Consider the following 26,032-nt stretch of genomic DNA (forward strand, 5'->3'; position numbering starts at 1 on the left):
ACGCTATGACTCCATTAGTTTTTGAATTCCGCGAATCGGTATCCGCACCCAATTCGGCCGGTGATTGAGCTCATACCCCAATTCATAAATGGCTTTTTCCAGCAGGTAAAGGTCGAGAAGGACCCGAAGCTCCTCTCTTTCTTTTGGGAGGAAGGCACTCTGACCCGCCGGTTCCAGATACGACTGCAGAAACAATGCAGCGATCCACGTGTACCAGAACAGGGCCCACCGTTCAACGTAGGGCAAGTCCTCCGGGCGAATCAGACCCCGTTCTTCTTGAGAAAAAATCGCCGAATAGGCGGCGTAATGAAATGAGCGCAGCATTCCCGCCACGTCGCGCAGGGGAGACCGCTTGATCCTGCGCTCGGAAATGGGGCGGGCCGGCTCTCCTTCGAAATCGATAATGACAAAATCCTTTCCCGTAAAGAGCAATTGCCCCAGGTGATAATCTCCATGACATCGAATTCGCATCGCAGTCACTTTCCTATCTACGAGAGAGCGGAAGCGGGAAAGGATTTCTTTCTCTTGCGCCGAAATTTGCTGAGCCTCCAGCCGGATTCCCTCGGGCAGGATCTTCATGAACTGATTCAAGAGCCCGAATGACTTAAGCGTCAAGTTACGCATCGATTGGTACAGTGACCGCTGGTATAATTTTGAGAACGGCTCGGGCGCAAAATCGGGATTTTCGCGGTTGGATGCCAATGCCACATGCAACTCGGCCGTGCGCCGCCCGATGAGGCGCGCCGCTTCCATATATGGGCCTATCATTTCCTGTGCGAGATCAGACGGCTCCTTCCCGACAAGTTCCAGCGGGTGCATCGCGGGAACCGCCGGCTCGGCTTCGCGAGTCGTTCGCGCAAGCGCATTTTCATAGTAATGTCCAAGATGTTCGAGCGTGTATCGCCACGCGTCGCCTTCGTTCGGAATGAAGTTCATGAGGATCGCGACTGTGGTTGGTTCGGCTCCCTTTACGCGATATTCTATGGCGCCGGCAACCGGGGCAATGGAAACATTGCGTTCGTTCAGAAACAGTCCGATCTCGAGGTCTGGATTGATCCCCCTGTCGGGGCGCCGAAACAGCTTCAAGATATATCGATCGCCATAGATAATCGAGGTGTTGCTCTGTTCCACATTGGGGATGAAAGGTTCGAGCGGCGGCTCCGTCTTGCGGGGTCTCCGGAAGAAACGAGTGGTAGTGGCGAACAATTCGCCGCGCCGTCCTTTTCGGCGATGATGCGATGCAATAACATGGAAGAGTTCGAAGGAAAATTGCTTATCCACCAGCGCGTCGTACAGGATTCCGGTTTCATTTTTCGATTTCACCTGCACGCGCGCGACAGTGGAGAGCGGGTGCTCCTTCATCAAAGCGTCGGCCTGCTCTCCGGCGACATAATTGAGAGGAAGCACGTATTCCTCTGAATCCCGGTCCAGATAATCCACGCGCACGATTGTTAGATGCGCCAGCAATTGTTTATCCGGTATGGGAATAGCTTCGATTATCTCTGTCAAACTTACCTTCTGGGCTTTGCCGCCGAACCACCTGCATGATTTCAGGTATCCGGGGAGATGCGCCTCGAGCTCTTCCTTTGCTTTTCCCCGAAACACCGATTCCCAATCCTTTGCGACTGTCAGAAGCGGCAACTCAAGCACATGACTGGCGACTTCCATGCTTTCTTTCGTTTCACGCTTGGACTCGAGCAAAAACCAGTAGAACGAGTGTGGACCGAGCGTCAGCAGGTATGGCAATTCGCTCACCGCCGGGAATTCCGTTCGCCCGAACAATTCGATCGGGACAACCCCCTGGTATGCAGAAAGATCCAATTCGACGTATTGCACGAACCGGGACAGATTTGCGACAATCAGTATTCGTTCCTCCTGGTATTCGCGAATATATGCGAGTATTTTTGGATTCGCTGGATTCAGGAATTGTATCGAGCCGCGTCCGAAGGCCTGGAATCGCCTCCGGAGCGAGATGAGGCGTTTCATCCACCACAACAACGAACTGGGATTATTCTGCTGCGCTTCCACGTTCAGTGATTCGTAATGGTATTCCGGATCGATGATGACGGGCAGGTACAGCTTCTGCGGATTGGCGGAGGAAAAGCCTGCATTGCGGTCGGCGCTCCACTGCATCGGGGTCCGGACACCGTTGCGATCGCCCAGATAGTAATTATCGCCCATCCCGATCTCGTCGCCGTAATAGATGACAGGGGTGCCCGGCAGCGAGAGCAGGAGCCCGTTCATCATTTCGATGCGGCGGCGGTTGTTTTCCAAAAGCGGAGCCAACCGTCTGCGGATTCCGAGATTCACCCGCATTCGAGGGTCCTGCGCGTACACCCTGTACATGTAATCCCGGGCCTCATCCGTCACCATCTCGAGCGTCAGCTCGTCGTGGTTGCGAAGAAAGAGCGCCCACTGACAAGAGTCGGGAATGGCCGGCGTCTGATCGAGTATGTCGATTATCGGGAAGCGATCCTCCATCCGAAGCGCCATGAACATGCGCGTCATCAAGGGGAAATGGAAAGCCATGTGGCATTGATCGCCTTCGCCGAAGTACGCGACTGCATCCTCAGGCCATTGATTCGCTTCTCCGAGGAACATGCGGTTCTTGAACCGCTTGTCGACGTGCGCCCTGAGCTTCTTGAGAAACTCGTAGGTTTCCGGAAGGTTCTCACAGTTTGTGCCGTCGCGTTCATAGAGATAGGGGACCGCATCCAAGCGCAGGCCGTCAACCCCAAGACTGAGCCAAGAGTCGATCACGCGCAGCATTGCTCGCTGAACGTCCGGATTATCGTAATTCAGGTCCGGCTGATGCGAATAGAAACGGTGCCAGTAATATGCCTTAGCCAGGTGATCCCAGCTCCAATTAGACGGTTCGAAATCCCGGAAAATTATCCGGGCTTCCTCGTACCGCTCCCGAGTATCGCTCCATACGTAGAAGTTGCGCCACCGCGAGTTCGGAGCGGCCCTTCGTGCTCGCTGAAACCAGATGTGCTGATCGGATGTATGGTTCAGAACAAGCTCGGTAATCACGCGGATTCCGCGCTCATGCGCGCCGCCCAGGAACTCCTTGAAATCGCGCAGGTTCCCGTATGCGGGATTGATATCCGTATAACTGGATATATCGTACCCGTCATCTCGCAGAGGGCTGGGGCAGAACGGGGTTAACCAGATAGCGGTGATTCCGAGGTCTTGCAGATAATCGAGCTTTTCGGCCAGTCCCCGAAAATCTCCGGTTCCGTCGCCGTCACTGTCGCGGAAAGCGCGCACGTGCGCCTCATAAACAACAGCATCTTTGTACCAGTATGGATCGTCTTCCAACGCGACAAATTCTTTCGGCCCGAGCTTCATTCGGATGCTCCCTCTACATGAAATAATCGAAATCTCTTTCCGTCCGAATCCGCCTCCGGATTCGAAACAGGTGTGCGGGAACCACGTTCGGGTCTATCTCGACGTAGTTTCTCGAGCCGTACCACAGGTACCGCGCGCCGCTCAACAGATCGTGCGCCTGGTAGGACTGATGCGGATCGAGCCCGAACAGCGAAAGCGGGATGTCGAGCCAGCCCGCATGCGCATGATGCGCATCCAGGTTGACTACCGCCAGGATGATATCGCTCAAGTCGTCCGTATGCTTGCTGTAGCAAATGAGCTGTTCGTTGCTGATCGCATGAAAACGCAGGTTCCGACCGCTTTGCAGCGCGGGATTTTCCCGGCGCAGCTTGTTGACCATCGCGATGAGATGCTTGAGACTGTCAGACCGATCAATGTCCCAATACCGTATCTCGTACTTCTCGCTGCCAAAGTATTCCTCGCTTCCAAATTCGCGCGCGCGGTCCTCGCACAACTCAAAGGCAGGCCCATATATCCCATAGCTGGCGCCGAGGGTGGCCGCAAGGATAAAGCGGATCATGAAAGCGGGGCGGCCGCCCATCTGGAGATATTCCGTGAGGATATCGGGCGTGTTCGGCCACAGGTTCGGTCGAAAAAACTCGCTGACTTCCGTCTGTGTGAGCTCCGCGAAATACTGCTCGAGTTCCCATTTCGTATTTCGCCAAGTGAAATACGTGTAGGACTGGCTGAACCCCACCTTTGCAAGGTCATACATGACCTTTGGACGCGTGAACGCCTCGGAGAGAAAGAGGATGTCCGGGCGAACCGATCGAACTTCTGCGATCAACCACTCCCAGAACTGAAATGGTTTGGTATGCGGATTATCAACCCGAAAAATGGTTACTCCCTGTTCGATCCAGAAGAAAACGATCTTTCGGATCTCTTCCCACAGCTTTCGCCAGCTATCAGATTCAAAGTTGAAGGGATAGATGTCCTCATATTTCTTTGGCGGGTTCTCGGCGTATTGTATAGTTCCGTCGGGACGCCAGCGGAACCATTCAGGGTGGTCTTTGACATATGGATGATCGGGAGTTCCCTGAAGCGCGAGATCGATCGCGGTTTCAACCCCTAATTCTTTCCCCTTTTCAACGAGCCGGCGGAAATCCTCAAGTGTACCCAACTGCGGGTGCACCGCCATGTGTCCGCCTTCCGAGGAGCCAATGGCCCATGGACTGCCGGGATCGTCGGGGCCGGCATCCGGTCGATTGTTTCTTCCCTTGCGGTTGGTTGTGCCAATCGGATGTATCGGGGGGAGGTAAAGGACGTCGAACCCCATCGACGCGATGTACGGGAGCCGCTTTTCGCAATCGGCGAACGTGCCGTGCCGGCCGGGCTCGGCACTGCAGGAGCGGGGGAACATTTCGTACCAGGCGCTGAACTGCGCCTTGGTGCGGTCCACGAAGACAACCAATTCTTTTCCGTAGCCGGTGGCGAAACGTCTATCCGGATATTTTGCCATTAAACTTGCGGGTTCATCTCCGAACGACAGGTCGAACGCCGTTTGATCGTCGGGTACCGTTCTCAAAGCTCGGGCCAAATCCTGAAGCCTTTCGGCATCGGGACCGGATGCCCGTCCGGCGGCCTCACCAAGGAGGTCCGCGCCAATGAGAAGATCAACCCGCGTGCCTGTTCCCGCATTCGCTTTTTTGGCTAAATCGGCGCGCCACGTTTTAAAACGATCCACCCACGCCTCAATTGTGTAGCGGTAAAAGCCTATCTCGTCAACCGGAAATTGGCCTTCCCAACGGTCGTTCACCAGGTACTTCATGTGGGTCTCGTTCCAGACGGGAGCGCCCTCCTTCTTATGACAGAGGACCGCGGAGAGAGAATCATGCCCATCTGCAAAGATATCCGCTCGAACAGTCACCTTCTCGCCCACAACTCGTTTGATCGGAAAGCGGCCGCAGTCGATCTCAGGCCTCACCCGTTCAATTACAACTCGTTTTCTGCCTTCATCCATAAGAAAACCCTGCTTCTGATCATTGGCGGGGCTCTTGGTACACATCGCCAACAAAGTGATCAAGAGGATAACTTTTTATAGATTAACGAATTTAAAGCCAGTCGGCAAGGGAATGAACAATACTGATCATCCAAGCCGAATGCGGTGCGTCGATCGGCGCCGCCAGTTCTTCTCAAAATATCAGCTTAAGGGTACTACGAAATTTGGGAAATGCTGGACGAGGCCTGGCGCTTTGCCGGAAATATCAGAAGAAGCCGAAAAAAGAGCGAAAGCTTGCCGAATCAGCCGATAGCTGAAATCTCGGCCTGGACCCCGCCACTGACGTCCATGACGATTTTGAAGGTAGGCTCTTTTCGCTTATGTGTCATGGTTTCTACAGCATCTCGAATCCGCTTGAGCGGGAACCGATGTGAAATCAATGAGGCGGTATCGATTTTTCCCTGCTGGATCAGTTCGATTGCCCAGTCGAAGGAGGTCCGCGAAACTCCGCCCGCGTGTTCCTGCCCGTGACAATTGATGCCGGTCACATGGATCTCCTGGTGCCAAACCGGTGCGAAATCGAACTTCGGCGTTGCCAGCTCGACACCGCTGAGAATAACCGAACCGCGGCTTCTCACCCAGCGGAGCGCGTCCTGGAATGTATTGCCGGAACCGACCGTGTCATGAACGATATCGTATCCCCCGAGGATCATCCGGCTCCCCATCATTCCGCAGAAAAGCCTGGCGCCCGTATCGTCGGCCACGGCACGATACAGGTCGCCGCCGCGAATGACTTTCTCCGCCCCAAATCCCAGAGCCTTCTCTTCCTGCGCCTGGTAGCGGGCCAGCATGGTCACACGAGCTTCGGGCTCGAGAGCCTTGATCACCTGGAGCAGATTCAATCCGACCGTTCCCGATCCGATAATGAGAACGCGGTCGCCCGCGCGCGGTGGGGACTTCAGAGCGGCATGAACCGCCACGGCGATCGGCTCAGTCAGCAACGCCTGGTCCTCGGTAAAACCGGCAGGGAGTTTGACCCATTGGGAACGATGCGCGATCATGTATTCCGAAAAACCGCCTCCGCGGTTAAAAGGCAGCTTGCCCTTGTCGGGAGCAAGACATAATGTATAATTCCCCTCGGCGCAGGGCGCACAAGGGGTCGCGCCAAGAGCCTTGCAATTGGGGAAGAATCCGAGGTAAGCCAGCCGATCACCCACTGCCACGTCGCTGACCGCATCACCCGTCTCGACAACCTCGCAAAACAATTCATGTCCGAGAAAGATGCGCTCCATTCCGGGGATAGCGGCAATGCAGCTTCGGGGATTGATGTCGAGTTTCAGCAGGTGAAGATCGCTTCCGCACAACCCGCAAGAATGAACGCGGACCTTCACCCACTCGGGCCCGGGCACGTCCGGCTCCGGCAGAAAGCCCACTTTAAGAGGTGAGAACCTGCTCCAGATGGCGTTTTTTGATATCTTGGCTGAAACTTGCGTCAAGGCGATTTTTAACGGAATAATATCCACATAAATAGACAGCATGCGCTTCTCCTTGTGGCTGAGCCACTTATGCAGGCGGGAATGTTTTGCATCATTATTGCAAATAACCGAAACCGCGTCAAGTAATCCCACGTTTTCGAAGACCCTTGCATTTCCTTCTAATCCAGCATAATATAATAATCTTACAGGGTGAGGTAGGAGAGAGGAAGGACCAAATCCAATGGACTCGAGACGACGCGGGATAACGGTTGCACTCATCGTTCTTGTAATCATATTTGCGGTCTGGGTATCAAGGACGGGCGTCAAGAAATCGATGCCTCCAGCCGAATTCGAAAAACCGGCAATAACTGAAGCTGAAAAACCGCGATCGATGGCAGGAACGCAGGTCCCCTCAACACAGGAACCGGCTGAACAAATTTTGGAGCAAGTGCAGGAAATTCCTCAGGAGGCTACGCCCGAACCTGCGCCCGAAATTGCTCGCGCTATTGCGCCCGTTGCCGGACAACCATGCTCACCGGACACTCCCGCAGTAGCGAAACAACGCTCTGCCGCCGCGCCTGCCGGAATGGTTTACGTTCCCGGTGGAATCTTTACGATGGGCGTCTCAACCGGAGCACAAGGCTCAGATGACATGCCCGCACATAATGTCTGTCTCAGCGGCTTTTATATCGACAGATTTGAAGTGACCAACGCGCAGTTCAAAGAATTTGTCGATGCGACAGGATACGTCACCGACGCCGAGAAGCAAGGCGCATCTGAGAGCGTGCGTACCTGGCGTCACCCGTACGGACCGGATTCGAACTTTGAAACGATGCTCGATCACCCGGCCATTTGCGTGAGTTGGAATGATGCCAATGCATACGCTGGCTGGATCGGAAAGAGGCTGCCGACCGAGGCGGAATGGGAAAAGGCGGCGCGCGGCACGGACGGGCGCATATTCCCCTGGGGAAACACGACGCCGGCCGGCTCAATTGCTAATGTTGCCGACAAGAGTTTTTCTGCGAAATGGAGCGCCGCCGGGATGGATGATTCCCATAAAACCGCCGCGCCGGTGGGGTCTTTCCCGACCGGCAAGAGCGTGTATGGCGCGGAAGATATGGCCGGAAACGTATGGGAGTGGTGTTCGGACTGGTGGGACAGTAAATATTACATGCAGAGCCCTCCGAATAATCCCGTTGGTCCGGCTACAGGTGAGTACAGGATAATCCGAGGAGGTTCCTGGTACTATCACCTTGATGGAGCAAAGACGACACAACGGATGTATTTCCGGCCTGACGGCAGCAGCGCCGCGATTGGATTCCGCTGTGTCTTAGAGGTGAAGTGACATTCCCATTTTCCCTCGCGATGTTCGATCCTCAACCGCCGATCCTTATACCCAGGAAGCAATGAGGCGGAAAATGAAGAACTTTCGGATAATCACATGCACCGCAATAGGGATATTGTTCTTCTTGCTCTCCGGGTGCGCCACGCTCGGATTGTTCAAGAGACCGTGGGTGGAATCCGTGCAAGCGAGCATCACCGGCATTGATTTCACCGGCGTCCGCCTGAAACTGGAAATGGATGTATTCAACCCACATTCTTTTCTCATTCATGCAGTGCCGGTCCAGGTGGGAATTGCCGTCAAGGGAAAGGAAATTTTCAAGAGTGACACGGCGGTGGAATCTTCGCTTCTTCCAAATCAAACAAGCACCGTTAGCCTTCCCTTAAAGCTTGCCTATGCCGACCTGGCGAAATTGGACAAAGACGTATCGAGCGCTTCGCAAGTCGATTATCTGGCGTACGGCGCATTGAAAACTCACATATTCGGCACTCCGGTCGAGATTCCGTTTTCGCGCAGTGGGACACTTCCGATCCTTCGCCCGCCGGTGCTATCGACCGTAAAAGTGCAACTAGCGGATGTTTCACTCACCAAGGCTCGGGTAATCGCAGATGCGGAAATAGAGAACCCGAATGTTTTCGATCTGGGAATAAAAGACTTGACGTTTGCGATGAATCTGGGAAGCGCCCAAATAACCGGTTTGAAGCCCGACGGCGAGACGGCTACGGTGACGGCGGGGAAACGGGACCGCATAATTTTGACGGGAGAACTCTCCGCCGGCAGCGGCTTAATTAATGTCTTGATGAATGGCGTCAGCGGCCATCCGGAATTAGCCGCCTCGGGATACCTGCAAACGCCCTACGGTGAAATCAAACTTTAGGCGCTTTTATTTCTTCGCCGGATCTCCGCGCATTTGACCAATGCGTACATTGCCTTGGCGCAATCCATCGGGTTGTCAAAGAATGGAACGTGCTTACCCTTGAAAATCTCGTAGACCGGACCGGCCAACTCATGCTCATTGGCGCATACAAGCGGCTTCCCATATTTTTCCGGAATCGCCGAGATTGCTTCGGCCAGGCGAATCCTCTTGATCATGTCCCCGGCTTTCATGTGGCGCTTGAACTGGCCGACGTGCGGCGTCATGATGAGGCCATCGATGTTGTCCTGGCGTGCAACGATATCGGCGATATCCAATATCGAGTCGTTGCTCTTGCGGGCAATACAATCAATCGGGTTAACGGGCGGAGGAGCGAATGCGCGCATGTGCTCGCGCAGGGACGCCTGCGCCTGTTCGCTCATTTCCGGCAAATCCATCCCCATTCGCGAACATGACTCGGCTGCAGTCACGCAGAAACCGCCAGCCGAAGAAATGACAGCTATTCGATTGCCTCTCGGAAGCGGCTGGTAACACAAGGCCTCGGCCATGTCGAAAATCTCCATGAAATCGTGCCAGCGAATGATGCCGGCCTGCCGACATGCCGCATCAAAAATTTCGTTGTTGCCGGCGATAGCGGCGGTATGGGATCGCGCGGCGCGCGCCGAGTCGCGCGTGGAACCGGCCTTGTAAATCAGGAGCGGTTTTTGCGCCACCACTTTCTTCGCCACCTCCACAAATCTGCGCCCGTCGCCCACGTCTTCGACATATCCAATCACGACCCGCGTCTGAGGGTCGTCCGCAAGATACTCAAGAAAATCATTAAAGCTAATGCATGCCTGGTTGCCGCAACTGACGAATTTATCGATGCCATAGCCTCTTGATTGTGTTGCATTGTACAGATATTCACCGAGCGATCCGCTCTGCGAAACGAAAGAGATCGGCCCTTTCGGGGGCAGATCCCAGAACAGCGTGTTTACGTTTGCCTGCGAGCTCCAGATACCCCAGCAGTTTGGACCAACAAAATAGAAGCCGGCGCGCTTCGCCTCTTCCGCGAGTTGCTGCTGGACGACCGCTCCATCGGAGCTGACTTCCGCAAAGCCGGCGGTAATGATGATGCCGCCCTTGACTTTCTTCTGGATACACTGGCGAAGGATGTCGGGAACCGCTGCAGCGTTGACAACTATCACGGCCAGATCTATGTCCGCAGGAATGTCGTGAATGCTCCGGTAGCAGGGAACACCCTGCACCTCTTGCTCATTCGGGTTCACAGGATACAGCGCATTTCGATATCCGGCCTCAAGCATATTGAGCATTGTGCCGTACCCCCAGCGGTCGCGGTTATTGCTCGCGCCGATAATGGCAACTGAGCGCGGTTTAAATATTGCGTCAAGCGAACATTTCAACTGGCTGTTCATTCACATCCTCCACGAGAAAGCTTCACATCACATCATTGACACCGGGTCCATATCGACGGTCAAGCGCGCCTTTGCGCCGTGAATTTTTTTGTGAGAATCGATTATGGCCTGCCCGATGCGCTTTAGTACCGCCGCATGCGGCGACAACAGCAGGAAGCGGAATCGATACCGTCCCTTGATCTTTGCAAGCGGCGCGGCCGATGGTCCCATAATCGTAAGAGTCCGCGCATCGGCGGCCTCGCCTTGCTTCGCCACTTCTGCGAGACGACGGGTTGCCTGTAATGCCTCCTTTTGCGAGGTGGAATCGACCAGCACATTCATCAGGCGCCGGTAGGGCGGGAACCCGACTTCGCGTCTCAGCTTCATTTCTTCCTGATAGAAACCCCGATAATCGTGCATTTTTGCGCACTGAATCGCATAATGCGCCGGATTGTAAGTCTGGATAATGACCTCTCCTCCCCGATGACTGCGCCCGGAGCGGCCTCCGACCTGCATCAGCAATTGAAAGGTCCTTTCGGCGGCGCGGAAATCAGGCAGATTCAAAGCCACATCAGCCAGCACCACGCCGACCAGAGTCACCCGCGGGAAATCAAGCCCTTTTGCCAGCATCTGCGTGCCGACCAGAATATCGAGTTCTCCTTCCCGAAAAGCGGTGAAGATTTTTTCATGCGCCCATTTCGTCGAAGTCGTATCGGCATCCATCCGCTGGATGCGCGCGTCGGGAAAAAGGTTCTCTATCTCTTCCTGCACCCGTTCTGTGCCGGTGCCGAATTTCGCGAGTTTCGCATTCCCGCAGTAGGGGCACTGCTGAGGGACAGGGCTGGTGGAATTGCAGTAATGACACTTCATTTTGTTCTCGGTCGCGTGATAGGTGAGTGCTACGCTGCAGTGCTGGCAGCCCAATGAGACGCCGCATTTGGGACACAGAAAAAAAGGGGTGTACCCTCGCCGATTCAGAAAAATGATCGCCTGTTCTTTCCGGGCGAGTTTTTCGCCGATTTTGAAAGCGAGTTCATCGGAAAGAATCCGCTCGACCGTCTGGCCGCGTTGCGCAGCGCGCAGATCGATCAACTGAATCTCAGGCAAGACCTGGCTCTGGACCCGCGCGCTCAGTTCGGTCCGCGCGTACTTCCCGAGTTCAACATTGTGGTATGTCTCCAGCGAAGGAGTCGCAGTACCCAGCACGACGACTGCGTTTGCATCGCGTGCTCGCATGATTGCAACGTCGCGCGCCTGATAGCGAGGGGTCTCATTCTGTTTATACGAAGCCTCGTGCTCTTCATCCACGACAATCAGCCCCAGGTTTTTCACCGGCGCGAAAATGGCGGAGCGGGCTCCCACAACTATGTTGAGAATTCCGGCCTTGATCCGCCGCCATTCGTCGTATCGCTCGCCCAGAGATAGACGCGAATGCAGCACGGCCACGGAATCTCCAAACCGTCCTCTGAAACGGGAAACCGTTTGCGGAGTCAACGCAATTTCAGGGACCAGAACAATGGCGCCCATTCCCTTTCTCGCCACAAAATCGATTGCCCGCAGGTATACTTCCGTTTTTCCGCTGCCGGTAATACCTTCCAGCAGCACCGTTTGAAACTGCTGCTGTTCAAGATGCCGCTGGATCAGGGCGACCGCCTCCTGTTGTTCGGCTGTTAACGTATGCACAGCTGTATCGTTCGCGGAAGGAGAGAGGGTTGGATATGACCGCACGATTTCCTTCTCGAATAACTCGACGAGCCCCTTCTTGACCAGTCGCTGGATCGTGTCATAGGAAGCTCCCGCGGATCGCGCGGCCTCAGCGGCAAGAATCTCTCCGCGATCAGCGATCAGCTCCAGCAGCCGCCCCTGCTTGATTGAGCCGCTTGCCAGGGTCGAGGCGGCTTTCACCGCGTCCACATGAGCAGGGATTCTCAGCGCCGTCAGCCGTTTCACGTGCTCGCTCCTGACGACCTCAGTCAGTCTGGTCACGATGCCGCTTTTCTCGAGCGACGAGAGCGCGCCGTACAGGCTGTCGTTCCCCATGGCCTTCTGGAGTTGTGCCAGACTCATTTTCCTTTTTTCGAGCAGGATTTTCAGAATTTTGAATTGAACCGGAGCCTGCTGCTCCAAGGTTGATACGATCCTGCTCAATTCGGATGGGGGAAGTCGATTCAGACTGATCCGGGTGCGGGAAGAGAGCCTGACGCCCGGCGGCAGAGCGCAATCGAGCGCCTGTCCCCAGGAACAGAGATAATACTCGGCTATCCAGCGCGTGAGCCGAAGAAGATATTCATCAACAAGCGGCTCGGCATCCAGCACATCGCAGACAGGCTTGATTTCTCCCTCCGGCGCCGTTTCGCTCAGTTCGATAACGAAACCTGTCGAAAGGTGTTTGCGAAGGTAAACCGATACACGGACCCCCGGCACCACGTATTCGGCAAGGTCATGCGGGATTGAATAGGTGTAGGAGCGATCGAGCGGCAAATTGAAGACAACCTGTGCAAACATCTGATTGGTACCGTTATCAGTGGCCGAAATGAAAAATGGGCCTCAGTCAGGCCCACAAGCAACTCCACTTCTTCACCTGGCGAGGCTTCCCGGCGATGCAGAGGAGATGCGGCAAATCCGAAGGGTCAGTCTTTCAGCTCAACGTCCCAATATGCAGCATCCACAAATCTTTGCCAGCTCGGCTTTCGGGCTGAAGCAAAGCTTTCGGTGGAATAGGGTATCCAGCGCGGTTTCCGGGGCTTGCGAATGAGGGGCATCGCCGCTTCTTCCGGCAAACGGTTCCCTTTGCGCACATTGCAGGGTATGCATGCAAGCACCAGGTTTTCCCAGGTGGAGCGCCCGCCTATACTGCGCGGAACCACGTGATCAAGCGTCAGTTCCCACTTCTTGAACTTGTTCCCACAGTACTGGCAGGTGTTTCTGTCTCTCTCAAATATATTTCGTCGAGAAAATTTGATGTCGCGCCGATGAATCCCATTGAAAACGGTGAGCACAATCACGTCGGGGATCCTTATCTTGAAGTTTACCGCATGGATACAGTAGTCATCCGCGGCTTGAGATAGTTCTCTCCAATCGTCAAAGTCATACGTGGAAAAATCTTCCGGCGAGACAACCTTTGCATAGCCTTGGTATAAAAGGCTTATTGCACGGCGGGCACTTGCAACATTTACCGCTATCCAGGAGCGATTCAGTACGAGAACGCTTTCATTTACCATAAAGATTTGCCTTATGCGTTAACTCATTATAGTATGCGGCGCAAAAAAAGTCAAGACGCTCGCAATCCATAAACTGGACAGTTTTCGGGCTTGAAACAAGATGATCTTTGTCCAGGTTTTTGAATAACTTAAGGATGTTTCCTTAAGGGAGTTTAGAGGCCGGTTTGATCCGGCGCTTTCAGCCTTCAATCACGTATTCTGTGCTGCGCGAGGTGATTCCCCACGCGCGGCTTTCCTGTTGACGGAAATTCCTGTTCCTAATTCACTCGGACGGCGACCACCTCTCCTTTGACACATTCCTCGCCATTGGCCAGCAATCTCGTTTCAACCAGGATACTGCGATTGCCTTTCTTTACCACTTTCGAGCGCAGTTCGAGGATAGTGTCCATAGGGGTCCTCTTCAAATAGGTCACCGTCAGTTTTGCGGTGGCATAGTCTATGTAATCGCCCTCACCAAAATTACGGTCTTCCAGCTTGTATGCGGCCGCGATGGCCGTGTACACACTGTGACAATCGATCAACGTGGCGGCGACACCTCCGTTCAGTGAGTCCGGAGGGCCCGAAGAATGGTGGGGCTGGGGTTTCCAATGAGCGACAGCCTCATCTCCCTCCCAATAGCTTTTGATTTGAAGTCCCTTGGTGTTGTCAGCTCCGCAGCCATAGCAGTACCGCCTCGATGAGTCCGGCGGTACGAGATCTTGAAACGCCCTTGTCTCTTTCATTCGTTCCATCCTGATTATCGAGCTGTAGTCAGCTCCTCCCATAACGCCCCATGAGTTGACCTTCAGCGAGAATATGCGCTTCCATCGCTTTGAGGAGCTCCGCCTTTCTTGCGCCCGGAGCAAGTGAAAGCTTCATATCGAGCGCATACAGTTTGAAGTAGTACCGGTGCGGCCGGCCCGGCGGCGGGCATGGGCCTCCATATCCAATGTTGCCGAAATCGTTGCGCCCCTGTCTCGCGCCGCCGAGAACCTCGTTGTCCGGCGGAACGCCCTCGCTCAGTCTGGTTACGTCCGGCGCCAGTCCGTAGAGAACCCAATGCACCCATGTTCCCATCGGGGCGTCCGGATCATCCGCAATGAGCGCAAGACTCTTGGTCCCGTTTGGCGGATCCGACCAGGAAAGTGGAGGGGAGACATCCTGCCCCTCACAGGTGTACTTTTTGGGGATAGTGCCGCCTTCTTCGAAAGCGCTGCTCTTTATCTGCATTGCTCTCTACCTCCTTCCTTTCGGGTGCTTTCGTTCTTTCGAAACTATAATACTATAATCCAATTGCTTATCTGTGACAATCATCCTCAAGCAGCTAAAATTTGTATTCAATAGATGAGAATACGCGCAAATCGTTTCTCTCGACGTCTTCCGTTTCGGGATTGCTGTCATATTCATCAATTGCAGAGAATTTGACCCACCAACTGTTCTTGATCAATGTACTTATCGCAGACGTTGATCGTATGCGATAGTCGTCGAAGTCGCCGATGGTGGGGAATAGCGTGAGAGTCTGGAGGAACTCTATGCGCTCCGAAAGTTTTTGCTTCCATTCCGCATTGAGCCAAAATGCCGGTTCCGTAGTGTCTTCCTCGCCGTCTTCGTCAAAAAACTCCGCCACAAGTCCCACGCCCATCTCCCCCAAAAAATTGAGGTTCTCTTTCTTGATGAAATAATATCCGGGACCTCCGAATAGTTGAGCGCGAAGACCCAGATTCTCCATCTCATCGTACTCGAGATTGGAGACGCCAAAGAGATACCAGCGCGTGTTCGGGAACAGTTTTAATTTCGACTCTCCGAAAACCACGTTCTGATCGGTGTCCCCTTCGGTCTCGGAATAGTTGGAAAAGACCTTCAGGCTTAGTTCCTCGCGCGGAAGCTTTCGCACCGCGTTCGCCTCGAAATGCAGGCTGAGATCGTCTGTATTGCCTTCGTGAAGCTGCGTCCCAAAGACAACGGACCCCGTCCACAAATCCGGAGACTCGTCTTCAGGTTTTTCGGCAGGCGTTTCTTCGGCAAGAGCCGATACCTCCGAAGACGGCTGAATGTCCGTATTCGGGTCGATCTGCTCGAATCTGGCAAATTCATCGAGAGGAATAAGAACCTCTTCCGTGAATGGGGACTGGATGAGAATATGATCATCGATCCGTGAGCGGATGCTGCCAATCAGGATGTCGCCGTTCTTGAGCAGGACCCTGCCGGGCCGGTCAGTCGATATGGATGCCGCCATTGAAAGGGGGAGACAGATATCGCCCGCGTAGTCGGTTTTTATTTCAATCTCGATCGGAGAGATGTATAATATGTCTCCACTGATTCTGTCGCCGTTAACGAGCACGATCTCATCGGCCAGAGCGTCATGAGAAAAAAGCAAGGAGACGAATATAATCGCAAAAAGAGAAGAGAAGCGCATCACCATTTTGAAAAGTTTGAACCTGTTCTTCCGTGAATTTGTGCGCAGGCGTTCCCACTATACAAAACAAGCGGCATTTTTACAACCGGAGTTCTTATGGAGTTGGAATCAAAGGGCCTCGAACAGATATCGGCCCCACGGGCAGTAACGCAGAGCACAAGCATTTTCGAGAAGACGGCGTACGGAATCGCCGGGTTCGGCGGCGGAATCACGCGGAACATGTTGTCGCTGTACCTGCTGTTCTACTATGCCGATGTCGTCGGGCTCAATCCTGCGTACGTCAGCGCCGCGATAATGATCGGGAACATCTGGGATGCAGTCACCGATCCGCTTATGGGATTCGTCTCTGACCACACACATACGAGGTTCGGCAGGCGAAGAATTTACCTGCTCGCAGGCGCACTCCCATTAGGAATTCTCATTTTCGCTCTTTGGGCGCCGCCGGCGCGTCTTATCGGGTTTCCGCTCTTCATTTATGTGACCGTGCTAGTTGTTCTGCTCTATGCGCTGTATACGGTCGTGGCTGTTCCATATCTGGCCCTGGGCGCAGAGTTGAGTCCGGACAGCGACGAGCGCTCAAGTATATTCGGGTTCAATTTCGCATTTACCCGCTTCGGCGAACTGGCGGGCGCCATCGTCCCGCACGTGGCGCTCGAGTTCTCCGACGACGTTCTTATCTTTCTGCATCAGGACATCGGAATCCTCCCGGACGCTTTCTTCACGCGAGCCCTGGAATACTTCAGCCAGCCGACCAACGCCTTTCGTTTCAGCGCCGGATTGGCGGGATTTATCATCACCTGCACCACACTTGCCACGTTCTTCGGCACCCATGAGCGAGTCGCGCATGAACCTGAGCGAAAGCTGGCGTCTTCGCGACAAATAATGCGAACAATGTATGGAGACCTCTTTTCGACGCTGAAGAACCGCCCCTTCTTCATTCTGCTGATTTCAATGATGACCATCGACGTCGGCAGCGGCATCACGGCTTCCATGATGATGTATATAACGAAGTACTGGCTCAAGATGGAGGAACTCGTATCGGTTTTCTTCGCCACGTACATGTTTTTTGCAATGCTGTCAGCGGTTTTCTGGGTGCAGTTTTCAAAGCGAACGAGCAAGAAGCTGGCCTACCTGCTCGGACAATCCATCCTCACAATAGCTCTGTTCGCCTCATTTTTCATGGAGGAAGGGAAAACCCTGCGCGTGTTCGCGCTGCTTGCCTTCGGGGGTTTCGGCCTTGGGGCATATGTAATGCTCTGGTCCCTCATAGCTGACCTGGTCGATTTTGACGAGTACGAGACACACAAGAGGCGCGAGGGGGCATACTACGGCATCTATACGCTCTTCAGCAAGGCGGCCGGCGGAATCGGAGTCTTTCTCACGGGCGTGTATCTGAATTTCATAGGTTTTGAAAAAGGAGTGGAGATCGATCCGGAGATACTGCTCAAGATAAAGTTGTTGTATGCCCCGTTCACCGCTCTCATCAACCTGGCGGGGGTCATCATCTTCTCATTCTTCAGCTATGACAAACAGGAGCATGCGCGCATCCAGATGGAACTGGCGGAGCGGAAAGGACGGGTTGCGGAATCGGAGCAGGAGTAGGCTCGGGACTTGAGGCAAGAGCATGGTTCAAGAAAAGTGCTGCTTCAGGTTCCTTCGCGCAGGCGGCGCTCCCAGTCGAACTCGCGACCGGTGACGATGCTCTCCATGTGCTGAATTCGGCGATCAAGGTTGTCGAACGTGCGCTTCAAGCGTTTCACGGCCATCGTGCGGGAATTCATATAACTGTTGTAGAATTCCTCCGCCTCTTCCGTCTGCAGCGGCAGGACAGGCTCGGGCTTGATGAGAAACGCTGCGAGTACATACAGAATCGCGATGGGCCAAATTCCGGAGAGAATGAGGAGCACGAGGGCGAGAATCCGCGTCCAGCCGACCGATAGATCAAAATATTCGGCGATCCCCTTGCAGACGCCGAGGATCATTCCGCTGCGAGAACGATACAGCCTCCGGGGAGAACGCGCCGGTCTCTCTTCCGCCGAATAGGGCGCCGGCTTCATCAGCAGGGCCGCGAGGATATACAACACGGCTACCGGCCAGAACCCCGTCAGGATAAATGCGACCACCGTGATAATCCTGAGCCAACCAACGGAAAATCCGAAGTAATCGGCGACCCCTTTGCATACACCGAGAATCATGCCGTCGCGGGCGCGATACAGGCCCGTCATGCCCATCCCGTCAAGCAGATTCATTGACTCTTTCCTTTCGTTCCCGCTCAAGAAGAATTGTCTCCAGCGCCTCGACTCGCTTCTCCATTCGGAGCAGGCCGTCGTGCAACTCCTGTATCATTTGCGTCTCGCCTTTCTGATCCGCGCCGCGAAGTCGAGGAAAGCTGTCTTTAGGCCGTTTGATCGCCACGATGGTTGCAGCGATGATGCCCATGGCTATCAATACGGAACTCAGAACGATGCCAACTATGATCACGCCGGTCATTTGTCTGGTCCTTCTTCCGTTCTCTCCGTTAAAGTATTCCGTCGTCTCTGTCGCTTGGGAGCAGTCGAAAAAACGATGTCATCTCTCAAACGGGCGATGATCTGCTCCAACTCCTTGACCTGGTTCGTATCCAAATCTATTGAATTGGATGCTCTTTTTCCCGACTCTACATACTTTAACATAAAGTTCACTCCCGTTGGAAGAGCGCCCGCCGCTTAATCATTAAGCCGAAGGGCTGTCCCCGCCCTGAGAGGGCGGCGCATCGCTGGATTTCCGAGGATCGGCCTCTCGCGATTTTTCGGCTGAATCCTTCAGATCCTGTAATTCCTGCTCTATCTCTTCATCGCCCTCGAGGCCTGCGAATTCATCCTCCAATGAGGATTTTCTTCCGAAATTCACGAGATCGGCCTCCGCCTCCATCCGCTCGATGCGGTTCTCGAACTGCTCGAATCGAATGAATGCATCCGAGGTCTCCATACGCCTGATATCCAGCTGCGCCCGCTTCTTCTTCTGCGCATGAGTATGCCGCTTCACAAGAATGCGCTGCTTCTCGCGCGCAGCCGTCAGCTTTTCCTCGAGTTGAACAATATCCGCCTGATACTGCTCTATCAGCGTAGTGCAGTCGGTCGCTTCCTTCTCCAGCGATGCGGCGCGCTCCTGGAATCGGCGCTTTTCCAGCAATGCCTCGCGACCCAGGTCCTCGCGACCCTTTTCTACCGCCAGCTTCGCGCGCTCGCCCCACTGGCCCGCCTTCGCGATCGCCTCCTCGCGCGCGCGCTGCACCTTCTTCACGGCCGCCATCACGTCCGCACACGACGCCCTGATCTCGACCAGCGTGTCTTCCATCTCCTGGATCATCAGGCGGATCAGTTTTTCCGGGTCCTCCGCCTTGTCCAGCATTGAATTAATGTTCGAATTGATGATGTCTCGCACTCTCGTGAAGATCCCCATTGTATGCCTCCCTTTTTGATGATTCCTGATGGCTGTGAATAGGCACAAACCATGCCATGGCCGCTTCAAATCTCATAAGACATTGGAAATACAACGCTTATATATATTTAATTCCACTTGCTACTTTTAAATTCTTATGGTATAATGTTTCGAAAATTAGTTTTGTAAACCATCGAATGGCAAAATTAACCACCTAAAGGACAGGCGGAGATGGGCGTAAGAAGAGATGAAGCACGGAGGGCGGGCATCGGGGAGGCGCTCGGACAATCGGAAGTATTCCTTGATTTCCAGGAGCGCCTGTCGCGTGTGGCGCGCGTGGATCGGCCGGTGCTTCTGATAGGGGAGCGGGGAACCGGCAAAGAGCTCGCCGCTTCAAAACTTCACTATCTCTCAGCCCGATGGCAGGGGCCGCTGGTAGCCTTGAACTGTGCGGCATTGGCGCCCACGCTGATCGAGTCGGAATTATTCGGTCATGAGGCCGGCGCGTTTACCAGCGCGCGCGGGCGGCGCAAGGGCCGGTTCGAAGCCGCTCATGGGGGCACTCTGTTTCTCGACGAGGTAGGGAGCATTCCCATTGAGGTTCAGGAAAAGATACTTCGCGCGGTCGAGTATCGGAGTTTTGAGCAGGTGGGCAGTTCGGAGCAGGTGCATGTCGACGTGCGCATCATCGGCGCCACCAACGCGGACCTGCCCGCCCTGGTCGAGAGCGGGGAATTCAAGCGCGATCTGCTCGATCGGCTGTCGTTTGAAGTCTTGTTTCTGCCGCCGCTGCGCGAGCGGAAGGGGGACATTGCGCTGCTCGCAAGGCATTTCGCGTCGCGGATGTCATTCGAAATGGGGCGCGACGGCGTAGTCGAATTCAGCGATGGCGCCATTGGAGCGCTTGAGCGGTATCACTGGCCGGGCAACGTTCGCGAGCTCAAGAACGTGGTCGAGCGCGCCGTGTATCGTGCTGATTCTCTCCTGATCGACCGTATCGAATTTGATCCGTTCCGCGATCCGTACGAACGGAACTGGGTTCAGAATCAAGTTGCTTCAGAAGACCGGCATGAAGCGCAAAAGAAATCTGACGGTGTACGTCGGCCGCTCATGCAGGCGGTTGAGGAACTTGAGATGAATCTGATCAGCAAAGCGCTCGAGGAGTCACGATACAATCAAAAAAAAGCAGCCTTCCTCCTCGGGCTGACGTATGATCAGTTCAGGGGATTGTACCGGAAATACAAGAAGCGGCTGTAGGCTGTCGCCTCCGACGTGAAAAATCAGGGCGGCATCACGCCGATTGTTCAAGCTCGCATTTTGAGAAGTCGATCTTCTTGCCGCAGCCTTTGCAATGATGCTCTTTGTTGAACTCGTCGGAAAAGATCTCGACTTCCTTCTTGCATTTGGGGCACTTGCAACTGAATGAGCTCAGATGCTTGAGTCTTTCGAACCCGGGACAATCTTGCGGTGTATACATAAGAGCCTCCCTAACCGCACAAACGGTTGCACGGAGATCATACCGCACGAAAACCGATTGTGCAAGCCCCCGAGGGTGAGTGATGCTTGGTGATCAAGCCCGGACATCGAGCGTCTCCGCTTGACTCCCCTTCGGCTCGGGAGTACCATAGGAGAAGAATGTCACCCGCGGGTTTTGCGGGTAGATAATACGTGGGAGAACAGGGCGAACCACCAGATGCGAAATTTTCTCAGCCGGCATTTGAGCGCCACTGCGGTCGGCGGCGTGGGCTTTTTATTCTTTCTTTCGTGGGCCCTTTCCCTGAGATACGCGCGGTTGGAAATCATGAGTGCGGTTCTGCTCGGCGGTTTTATTGGCGGCTTCACCAATACGATTGCGATCCGGATGATGTTCGAGCGATATTGGTATCTGCCGGGCTCGGGCGTTCTTCTGAAAAAACGCGATGACATCATTCAATCCCTTGCCGGCACGGTGGAGACGCATATCATCAATCCTGAGCTTCTCCACGACAAGCTGCGGACTGCGGTCGAGAAGGTGGACGCCTGCGAGATCCGCAATGCCGTGAACGCTGCCATCGACGAGTTTCGCGACGACGTACTCGAATTGGTTAATTCCGATAAGGCGCACGGCCACGTGATCGAGCGACTGGAGTCGATGTCCGGCTTCTGGGGCAAAATCCTGAACGGCACCGGCATCATTCATTTCGATTCGCTCGCCCACAAGATACTCGATCACCTCGACAAGCAGGTCTCGACGTTTCGACTCACTGATTCAATGCTCGAAGGAGTCATGGAACGGACCGGCTCCCTCGAGCAGTTCGTTTTTCAGCCGAACAATCCGGTTCTGATAAAGCATTACCAAACGGAGGACTCTCTGGCGACCATGCTTTTGAGCCGGCTGAACGTGAAGGAAATCGTTATCGACAAGCTGTCGGCCTATCCGGCCGAGCAGGTGCGCGATATCGTGCAGGAAGGGATTCGCGAGCACCTGGCATGGCTGGAGGTATTCGGAGTCATTCTTGGGATCGCATTTTCCGCAATCTTCATCGGACTGAGCAAGGCGGCGGCCTTGTGGGGGTGATCGTGTGGAGCAGGAACCTCAGAAACCGGACGCAAGCAAATATGCCGACGCGCGCAAAGAGAAGAAACTGCAGGCTCAAGAGGAGCAATTCTGGAAGAGGATAACGACAGCCGGCACGTTCGCTCTTGTTGGCGCGATTGCAGCGGCGGCCGAAGTCCTCATCAAGACTCTCCTCAAACGACATTAAACGTTTTCGGAGAATATGAAGAGCCGCCAGGTTCTTAATCTCTCGCTATCTTTGCCGTCCCAAAAAGTTCCATCGGGATGAAGGCGCCTTCCGCACTCTGATCACAATCAGAAAACCATCCTTCCGATGCGGGGGAAACCTCTCTTCCGTCTCGACTATTGTCCAGTCGAGTTTCGTCTTCTCATAATGCTTCAAATATTCCATCAGATCAACAACATCCTCTTTCTCGAAAACATGAAAATGAATATTGATCGGTCTTCCTGCTCGAATGTCATTTTCGCACGAGCGGCGGTATTCCTCACGGGCGCGCGGAATATCGGCGGAACGCAAATCCGGCCTCATCTGTTGGAAATCGGCGCGAGTGACAAAATCGTCGATATGTGTCGGATCGCAGTCGGTCGTGGCTCGCTCGAAATCGGAGATGAGATGCGAGAGGGGAGTCCTTTCCCTGAATCGATCAAAGGTAAACCTTCGGTCCGGCACCACCAGGTACACTATTCCGCCCGCCCGTACGATTCGGTTCCATTCCACGAGCGCCCGTATCGGATTGGCAAGATGCTCAAGAAGATGGGAGGAAGCTATATAATCGAGCGAGTCGTCTTTGAACGGGAGGATGCTTGCGTCGCTGATTGCGTCGACAAGGCACTTTGCGTGGGCAAATTCGAAAAACCGATCGACATAGATGGGTCGTATTCCCTCGATAGGCAGGTCATGCGCGCCAATCTCTATTCCTCGTCCCCGCAGCCATTTGTTTCTTCTCATAATGCACGCCGGATGCCGGCTTCTTCAAACGGTGGAAAGCATTTCTGGCGGCAGGAGGAATTCGATGAGCGACTTGCCTTCGCGAAGTATCGGCACGAGCTTCGTTTTCTCTTTAATCCTTCGAATGCAAACGCACAGCGCCGCCAGCGGGTGCTCGTAGGATAATTCGCGCAGATACTGCCATGCCTCATCGGTTCCGGTTGGTCTGTTCAGGAGCAGAGGACCGATCGGCGAGTAGTCATCGGGTTTCCCGTCGCGAATGGCCGAAAACAGGTCGGCCGCCTTTCGAAGATTTTCCACGAGAAGATGAATATCTTCATCTCGATACTGCGCGAGCACGCCCAGAATTGCTCGCTTCTGCTCAAGAGATGCCAATGAGAGCAGCCGTTGCGACAAAGCGTCATGCGCCAGCAGATATTGAATGCCTGCATCGATCAGTTCTTCGATGGGCAAGATCGTGACGCATGTCTTCGGCTGGCGCAAACAGGTGGAATGCAATTGAGGCCCCAGGTACTGAAAATTCGGACCCACCGGCTGATCCAGGCTGGAAGCGACCAAAAAAGACATTGCGGCGTGTGAGGTCTTGCCTTCGCGCAGGAATTGCTCGCCGCGCTGCGAATATAATGCAACCATTTCCTTCTTGATCCCGAGCAGGCGATATGCATCCTCGGCATATGCGAATTTTCCTCTGATGACCGCATTCTTTGCGGTCTCTTCCAGAAGGGTTCCCGGAATCGCATCGCCCTCGAGGTCTTGCTTCTCGATCAGGTCAAGCGCCGATTTGAACTCAGCGCAATCCATGGTCGCCTGATCAGGAAGCAGGTAGGCTACGTGCTGCATGAGGATTTTGTTCACCTGCGAATCGTCTCCGACCGGCGCGAATTCCTTCAAGCTGGAGAACAGCTCGTGGAAGGCATAGGTATTGCCGGCTGTGAGCGCGTGGGCGATTACGAGCTTCTTCAACTCACGAATGGTTTGAACGTTTTGAATATCTGTCATGCGTTCACCAAATACAACAGTCTTTCACAAGTTGATCGACAATCGCGTCGATCTCCTCGCCGCGCTTCTTCCGCATTTCCTGAATTGCGGGAAATCCGCGCCAGTCGATTCGAAAGGAAACACGGCGTCCCTTCTGCTCTGCTTTCCGCAGGAGGTCAGCCCGTTGCGAGCTTATCCATTCCATCACGTTATCGGGCGGAACGGATTCGAATTTTCGGGTTTTGGCGGCTGCAAAGAGTTGGTCGTAATAGAAATCGGACAGCGCCGCATTGGCTGCATCGAGCTGCAGCGAGACGTTCTTCAACTTTTCGTCTTCTTCAATCGATTGCTGCTCCTGGAGCTTGCCCGCGCGTTTGGCTTCTATCTTTTCCTTCTCAGTCTGTATCTTTCTGACTTCATTGAGGCGCGCGTCGAAAAGAGAACGCTTTTTTGAATCCAGGAGCACGAGCTTTGCCGCATCTGCGGCAACAAGCGCAAGGATCGCGGCTTTCCTCTCTTCAGCAGGCATGTCCTCCGGACGAAGAGAGGCGGTCGCTTCCTCGTACGCCTTCTGTATGTCAGGCTCCTGTGCGTTCGACTGAACACTGAGAACCTTATAGAAATTGTACTGGTCAGAATTCTGTGCCATATGTATTCAATCCAATCAGATAGTTTTTTGGCGCTAGCGCGCGAAGTAAATTACACCCTTAAGTGCTCTGGGGACAGACACCATTCTATGAATTCAAAAAGGCGTGAATTCCGTAAATGGAGTCAGTCCCGGCCGTGTGTTTGCGCCTCGCCTGTCATCGGGACGAAACGAACAGGCAGATCCATCTGTTCGGTCACCCCGTCCGGTCCTTTCGTCAAAATGATAATCCTCTGGTACAGGCTGCCAACCGGAATCACCATCCGGCCGTTCTCCTTCAGTTGCTCGACGAGCGGCTGAGGAATATGATCGGGGGCCGCGGTAACAATGATTGCATCGAACGGCGCGTGTTCGGGCCATCCCTGATAACCGTCGCCCGCCTTGACGTGCACGTTCCGATATCCGAGTCTCGCAAGCGTGCGTTCGGCGTCTCGTGCCAGCGACTCGAGGATCTCGATTGTATACACCTGGCCCGCGATCTCCGCGAGGACCGCAGCCTGATACCCCGAGCCGGTGCCGATCTCCAACACCTTCTCGCCGCCCTCCAGCCCCAGAGCTTGCGTCATGTACCCGACAATATACGGCTGCGAGATGGTTTGATCAAGGCCTATCGGCAGCGGACGATTGTCATATGCGGCGGCGCGAAAACGTTTCGGCACGAACTCGTGCCGCGGCACTTTTCTCATCGCCGCCAGCACCTTCGGATCGGAGACCCCCTGCGCGTGGATCTCGTTGATCAATCGATCCCAAAGGATCTGGGTCGCCTGTTCAACCTTCTGTGTTCCGGCGGTGACGGGCGCCGGGTTCTCTGCGCGTTCGGCGCAAGCAAATGGCGCAAGTGCTGCAATTAATGCAAGAATGATGAAAACCCGATACTTGAGCACGGCAGTCCCTCTGTTCTTTTTGATTATAGCATACCGGTATTCTACATTAAAACGAGCGCGTTTTCGGCTGTAGGGGCATCCCGCGCCTCGCGGGAACGTGCCCGTCGATTCACCTGACCCGCCGAAGCATTATTCCCCCTTTACGAAAGGGGGACTAAGGGGGATTTCCTCTTCTTCTATTGACCCTGCGCATAGTCCAAACAGGTCATTCTGAGCGAAAGCGAAGAATCTCTCTTAACCGCCTGACCTTGCCTTCCAATCCAAAATCGGCAATCCAAAATCTAAAATGGAGAAACCACCAATGGACGCCGCTGTAGGGCATGGCGTGACGCGCCCATCGATTCTGACATCGCCGAAGCATCATTCCCCCTTTACCAAAGGGGGACTAAGGGGGATTTCCCCCCTTCTTCCGCGTCTCTCTGCCGTCATTCCTGCAAGCTTTGGGCAGGAATCCAGGATACGCCGCGTTAGCCGCGTCATACTAGCCAACCTCTTTTTTGTCATCCTGAGCGAGCGCGAAGGATCTCTCTTCGTCTCCTCGCCCATCGGGAGAGGACTGAGGTGAGGG

At 54.4% G+C, this 26,032-nt stretch carries 24 protein-coding genes; 6 read left to right on the plus strand and 18 right to left on the minus strand.

What is annotated here, in order from left to right; all coding sequences use genetic code 11:
- Positions 1-3: 3 nt before the first annotated feature.
- The 3 genes from treS to C4520_11455 all read right to left on the minus strand — a co-directional run bounded on the left by treS (position 4) and on the right by C4520_11455 (position 7,131).
- Complete coding sequence (treS, locus tag C4520_11445) at positions 4-3,351, minus strand: maltose alpha-D-glucosyltransferase (protein ID RJP20388.1); 3,348 nt, start codon at positions 3,349-3,351, stop codon at positions 4-6.
- A gap of 13 nt (positions 3,352-3,364) precedes the next feature.
- Positions 3,365-5,350 carry an alpha-1,4-glucan--maltose-1-phosphate maltosyltransferase gene (locus C4520_11450; GenBank protein RJP20389.1) on the minus strand — a complete coding sequence of 662 codons (1,986 nt, stop codon included), beginning with the start codon at positions 5,348-5,350 and terminating at the stop codon, positions 3,365-3,367.
- A 281-nt stretch (positions 5,351-5,631) separates the two neighbouring features.
- Positions 5,632-7,131, minus strand: coding sequence for a hypothetical protein (locus C4520_11455; GenBank protein RJP20390.1), 1,500 nt, complete (start codon positions 7,129-7,131; stop codon positions 5,632-5,634).
- Between C4520_11455 and C4520_11460 the strand changes: the two genes are divergently transcribed.
- Entirely contained in the window at positions 7,046-8,149 is a 1,104-nt protein-coding gene (locus C4520_11460; protein RJP20409.1) for a formylglycine-generating enzyme family protein, read from the plus strand. The genes C4520_11455 and C4520_11460 overlap by 86 nt on opposite strands.
- 61 nt (positions 8,150-8,210) lie before the next feature.
- Positions 8,211-9,023, plus strand: a complete 813-nt coding sequence (locus C4520_11465; GenBank protein RJP20391.1) for a hypothetical protein — start codon at positions 8,211-8,213, stop codon at positions 9,021-9,023.
- On the opposite strand, the gene C4520_11470 is transcribed toward C4520_11465, so the two are convergent.
- From C4520_11470 to C4520_11495, 6 genes are all read right to left on the minus strand, one after another.
- Positions 9,020-10,435 (minus strand): hypothetical protein, encoded by a 1,416-nt coding sequence (locus tag C4520_11470; protein ID RJP20392.1) that lies wholly within the window; start codon positions 10,433-10,435, stop codon positions 9,020-9,022. The genes C4520_11465 and C4520_11470 overlap by 4 nt on opposite strands.
- A 27-nt stretch (positions 10,436-10,462) precedes the next feature.
- Positions 10,463-12,919, minus strand: coding sequence for a primosomal protein N' (gene priA, locus C4520_11475; GenBank protein RJP20393.1), 2,457 nt, complete (start codon positions 12,917-12,919; stop codon positions 10,463-10,465).
- A 125-nt stretch (positions 12,920-13,044) separates the two neighbouring features.
- Positions 13,045-13,635 carry an HNH endonuclease gene (locus C4520_11480; protein ID RJP20394.1) on the minus strand — a complete coding sequence of 197 codons (591 nt, stop codon included), beginning with the start codon at positions 13,633-13,635 and terminating at the stop codon, positions 13,045-13,047.
- A gap of 257 nt (positions 13,636-13,892) precedes the next feature.
- Entirely contained in the window at positions 13,893-14,357 is a 465-nt protein-coding gene (locus C4520_11485) for a PaaI family thioesterase (protein ID RJP20410.1), read from the minus strand.
- Between the two features lie 28 nt (positions 14,358-14,385).
- On the minus strand, positions 14,386-14,844 hold the full coding sequence (locus C4520_11490) for a YbhB/YbcL family Raf kinase inhibitor-like protein (GenBank protein ID RJP20395.1): 459 nt from the start codon (positions 14,842-14,844) through the stop codon (positions 14,386-14,388).
- Between the two features lie 94 nt (positions 14,845-14,938).
- Positions 14,939-16,036: a DUF481 domain-containing protein gene (locus C4520_11495; GenBank protein RJP20396.1), complete on the minus strand. Its 1,098-nt coding sequence runs from the start codon at positions 16,034-16,036 to the stop codon at positions 14,939-14,941.
- Between the two features lie 90 nt (positions 16,037-16,126).
- Here C4520_11495 and C4520_11500 point away from each other — a divergent pair, with 90 nt between their 5' ends.
- On the plus strand, positions 16,127-17,632 hold the full coding sequence (locus C4520_11500; GenBank protein ID RJP20397.1) for an MFS transporter: 1,506 nt from the start codon (positions 16,127-16,129) through the stop codon (positions 17,630-17,632).
- A 44-nt stretch (positions 17,633-17,676) separates the two neighbouring features.
- Here the strand turns inward: C4520_11500 and pspC are convergent, their stop codons facing one another.
- The 4 genes from pspC to pspA all read right to left on the minus strand — a co-directional run bounded on the left by pspC (position 17,677) and on the right by pspA (position 19,471).
- Positions 17,677-18,087, minus strand: coding sequence for an envelope stress response membrane protein PspC (gene pspC, locus C4520_11505; protein RJP20411.1), 411 nt, complete (start codon positions 18,085-18,087; stop codon positions 17,677-17,679).
- 178 nt (positions 18,088-18,265) lie between these two features.
- Positions 18,266-18,520, minus strand: coding sequence for a phage-shock protein (locus C4520_11510; GenBank protein RJP20398.1), 255 nt, complete (start codon positions 18,518-18,520; stop codon positions 18,266-18,268).
- Positions 18,517-18,702, minus strand: a complete 186-nt coding sequence (locus C4520_11515; protein ID RJP20399.1) for a hypothetical protein — start codon at positions 18,700-18,702, stop codon at positions 18,517-18,519. Before C4520_11515 ends, C4520_11510 begins: the two co-directional genes overlap by 4 nt.
- Before the next feature lie 40 nt (positions 18,703-18,742).
- Complete coding sequence (pspA, locus tag C4520_11520; GenBank protein ID RJP20400.1) at positions 18,743-19,471, minus strand: phage shock protein PspA; 729 nt, start codon at positions 19,469-19,471, stop codon at positions 18,743-18,745.
- 210 nt (positions 19,472-19,681) lie between these two features.
- Between pspA and pspF the strand changes: the two genes are divergently transcribed.
- Positions 19,682-20,707, plus strand: a complete 1,026-nt coding sequence (gene pspF, locus C4520_11525) for a phage shock protein operon transcriptional activator (protein RJP20401.1) — start codon at positions 19,682-19,684, stop codon at positions 20,705-20,707.
- A gap of 34 nt (positions 20,708-20,741) precedes the next feature.
- On the opposite strand, the gene C4520_11530 is transcribed toward pspF, so the two are convergent.
- Positions 20,742-20,927 carry a hypothetical protein gene (locus C4520_11530; GenBank protein RJP20402.1) on the minus strand — a complete coding sequence of 62 codons (186 nt, stop codon included), beginning with the start codon at positions 20,925-20,927 and terminating at the stop codon, positions 20,742-20,744.
- Positions 20,928-21,143: 216 nt separating this feature from the next.
- On the opposite strand from C4520_11530, the gene C4520_11535 reads away from it, so the two are divergent.
- Both C4520_11535 and C4520_11540 read left to right on the plus strand, forming a co-directional pair.
- Positions 21,144-22,007 carry a DUF445 family protein gene (locus tag C4520_11535; GenBank protein RJP20403.1) on the plus strand — a complete coding sequence of 288 codons (864 nt, stop codon included), beginning with the start codon at positions 21,144-21,146 and terminating at the stop codon, positions 22,005-22,007.
- A 4-nt stretch (positions 22,008-22,011) separates the two neighbouring features.
- Entirely contained in the window at positions 22,012-22,194 is a 183-nt protein-coding gene (locus C4520_11540; protein RJP20404.1) for a hypothetical protein, read from the plus strand.
- A 45-nt stretch (positions 22,195-22,239) separates the two neighbouring features.
- Here the strand turns inward: C4520_11540 and C4520_11545 are convergent, their stop codons facing one another.
- The 4 genes from C4520_11545 to C4520_11560 all read right to left on the minus strand — a co-directional run bounded on the left by C4520_11545 (position 22,240) and on the right by C4520_11560 (position 25,428).
- The gene (locus C4520_11545) at positions 22,240-22,956 is read right to left on the minus strand and encodes a class I SAM-dependent methyltransferase (GenBank protein RJP20405.1); all 717 of its coding nucleotides are present in this window, start codon (positions 22,954-22,956) and stop codon (positions 22,240-22,242) included.
- Positions 22,957-22,980: 24 nt separating this feature from the next.
- On the minus strand, positions 22,981-23,955 hold the full coding sequence (locus C4520_11550) for a hypothetical protein (GenBank protein RJP20406.1): 975 nt from the start codon (positions 23,953-23,955) through the stop codon (positions 22,981-22,983).
- A 4-nt stretch (positions 23,956-23,959) separates the two neighbouring features.
- Positions 23,960-24,583, minus strand: a complete 624-nt coding sequence (locus tag C4520_11555; GenBank protein RJP20407.1) for a hypothetical protein — start codon at positions 24,581-24,583, stop codon at positions 23,960-23,962.
- 122 nt (positions 24,584-24,705) lie between these two features.
- The gene (locus tag C4520_11560) at positions 24,706-25,428 is read right to left on the minus strand and encodes a protein-L-isoaspartate(D-aspartate) O-methyltransferase (protein RJP20412.1); all 723 of its coding nucleotides are present in this window, start codon (positions 25,426-25,428) and stop codon (positions 24,706-24,708) included.
- Positions 25,429-26,032: the final 604 nt, after the last annotated feature.

The sequence above is a fragment of the Candidatus Abyssobacteria bacterium SURF_5 genome (assembly GCA_003598085.1).
Classification (GTDB): Bacteria; Abyssobacteria; SURF-5; order SURF-5; family SURF-5; genus SURF-5.

Excerpts from the sequence above, each read along its gene's own strand:
- C4520_11530 (RJP20402.1), bottom strand. The coding sequence starts at position 20,927 with ATGTATACACCGCAAGATTGTCCCGGGTTCGAAAGACTCAAGCATCTG.
- C4520_11550 (RJP20406.1), bottom strand. The coding sequence starts at position 23,955 with ATGACAGATATTCAAAACGTTCAAACCATTCGTGAGTTGAAGAAGCTC.
- C4520_11495 (RJP20396.1), bottom strand. The coding sequence starts at position 16,036 with ATGGTGATGCGCTTCTCTTCTCTTTTTGCGATTATATTCGTCTCCTTG.
- priA (RJP20393.1), bottom strand. The coding sequence starts at position 12,919 with ATGTTTGCACAGGTTGTCTTCAATTTGCCGCTCGATCGCTCCTACACC.
- C4520_11490 (RJP20395.1), bottom strand. The coding sequence starts at position 14,844 with ATGCAGATAAAGAGCAGCGCTTTCGAAGAAGGCGGCACTATCCCCAAA.
- C4520_11460 (RJP20409.1), top strand. The coding sequence starts at position 7,046 with ATGGACTCGAGACGACGCGGGATAACGGTTGCACTCATCGTTCTTGTA.
- C4520_11450 (RJP20389.1), bottom strand. The coding sequence starts at position 5,350 with ATGGATGAAGGCAGAAAACGAGTTGTAATTGAACGGGTGAGGCCTGAG.
- C4520_11515 (RJP20399.1), bottom strand. The coding sequence starts at position 18,702 with ATGTTAAAGTATGTAGAGTCGGGAAAAAGAGCATCCAATTCAATAGAT.
- treS (RJP20388.1), bottom strand. The coding sequence starts at position 3,351 with ATGAAGCTCGGGCCGAAAGAATTTGTCGCGTTGGAAGACGATCCATAC.
- pspC (RJP20411.1), bottom strand. The coding sequence starts at position 18,087 with ATGAAGCCGGCGCCCTATTCGGCGGAAGAGAGACCGGCGCGTTCTCCC.
- C4520_11465 (RJP20391.1), top strand. The coding sequence starts at position 8,211 with ATGAGGCGGAAAATGAAGAACTTTCGGATAATCACATGCACCGCAATA.
- C4520_11545 (RJP20405.1), bottom strand. The coding sequence starts at position 22,956 with ATGAGAAGAAACAAATGGCTGCGGGGACGAGGAATAGAGATTGGCGCG.
- C4520_11470 (RJP20392.1), bottom strand. The coding sequence starts at position 10,435 with ATGAACAGCCAGTTGAAATGTTCGCTTGACGCAATATTTAAACCGCGC.
- C4520_11500 (RJP20397.1), top strand. The coding sequence starts at position 16,127 with ATGGAGTTGGAATCAAAGGGCCTCGAACAGATATCGGCCCCACGGGCA.
- pspA (RJP20400.1), bottom strand. The coding sequence starts at position 19,471 with ATGGGGATCTTCACGAGAGTGCGAGACATCATCAATTCGAACATTAAT.
- C4520_11485 (RJP20410.1), bottom strand. The coding sequence starts at position 14,357 with ATGAAAGAGACAAGGGCGTTTCAAGATCTCGTACCGCCGGACTCATCG.
- C4520_11510 (RJP20398.1), bottom strand. The coding sequence starts at position 18,520 with ATGACCGGCGTGATCATAGTTGGCATCGTTCTGAGTTCCGTATTGATA.
- C4520_11480 (RJP20394.1), bottom strand. The coding sequence starts at position 13,635 with ATGGTAAATGAAAGCGTTCTCGTACTGAATCGCTCCTGGATAGCGGTA.
- C4520_11555 (RJP20407.1), bottom strand. The coding sequence starts at position 24,583 with ATGGCACAGAATTCTGACCAGTACAATTTCTATAAGGTTCTCAGTGTT.
- pspF (RJP20401.1), top strand. The coding sequence starts at position 19,682 with ATGGGCGTAAGAAGAGATGAAGCACGGAGGGCGGGCATCGGGGAGGCG.
- C4520_11535 (RJP20403.1), top strand. The coding sequence starts at position 21,144 with ATGCGAAATTTTCTCAGCCGGCATTTGAGCGCCACTGCGGTCGGCGGC.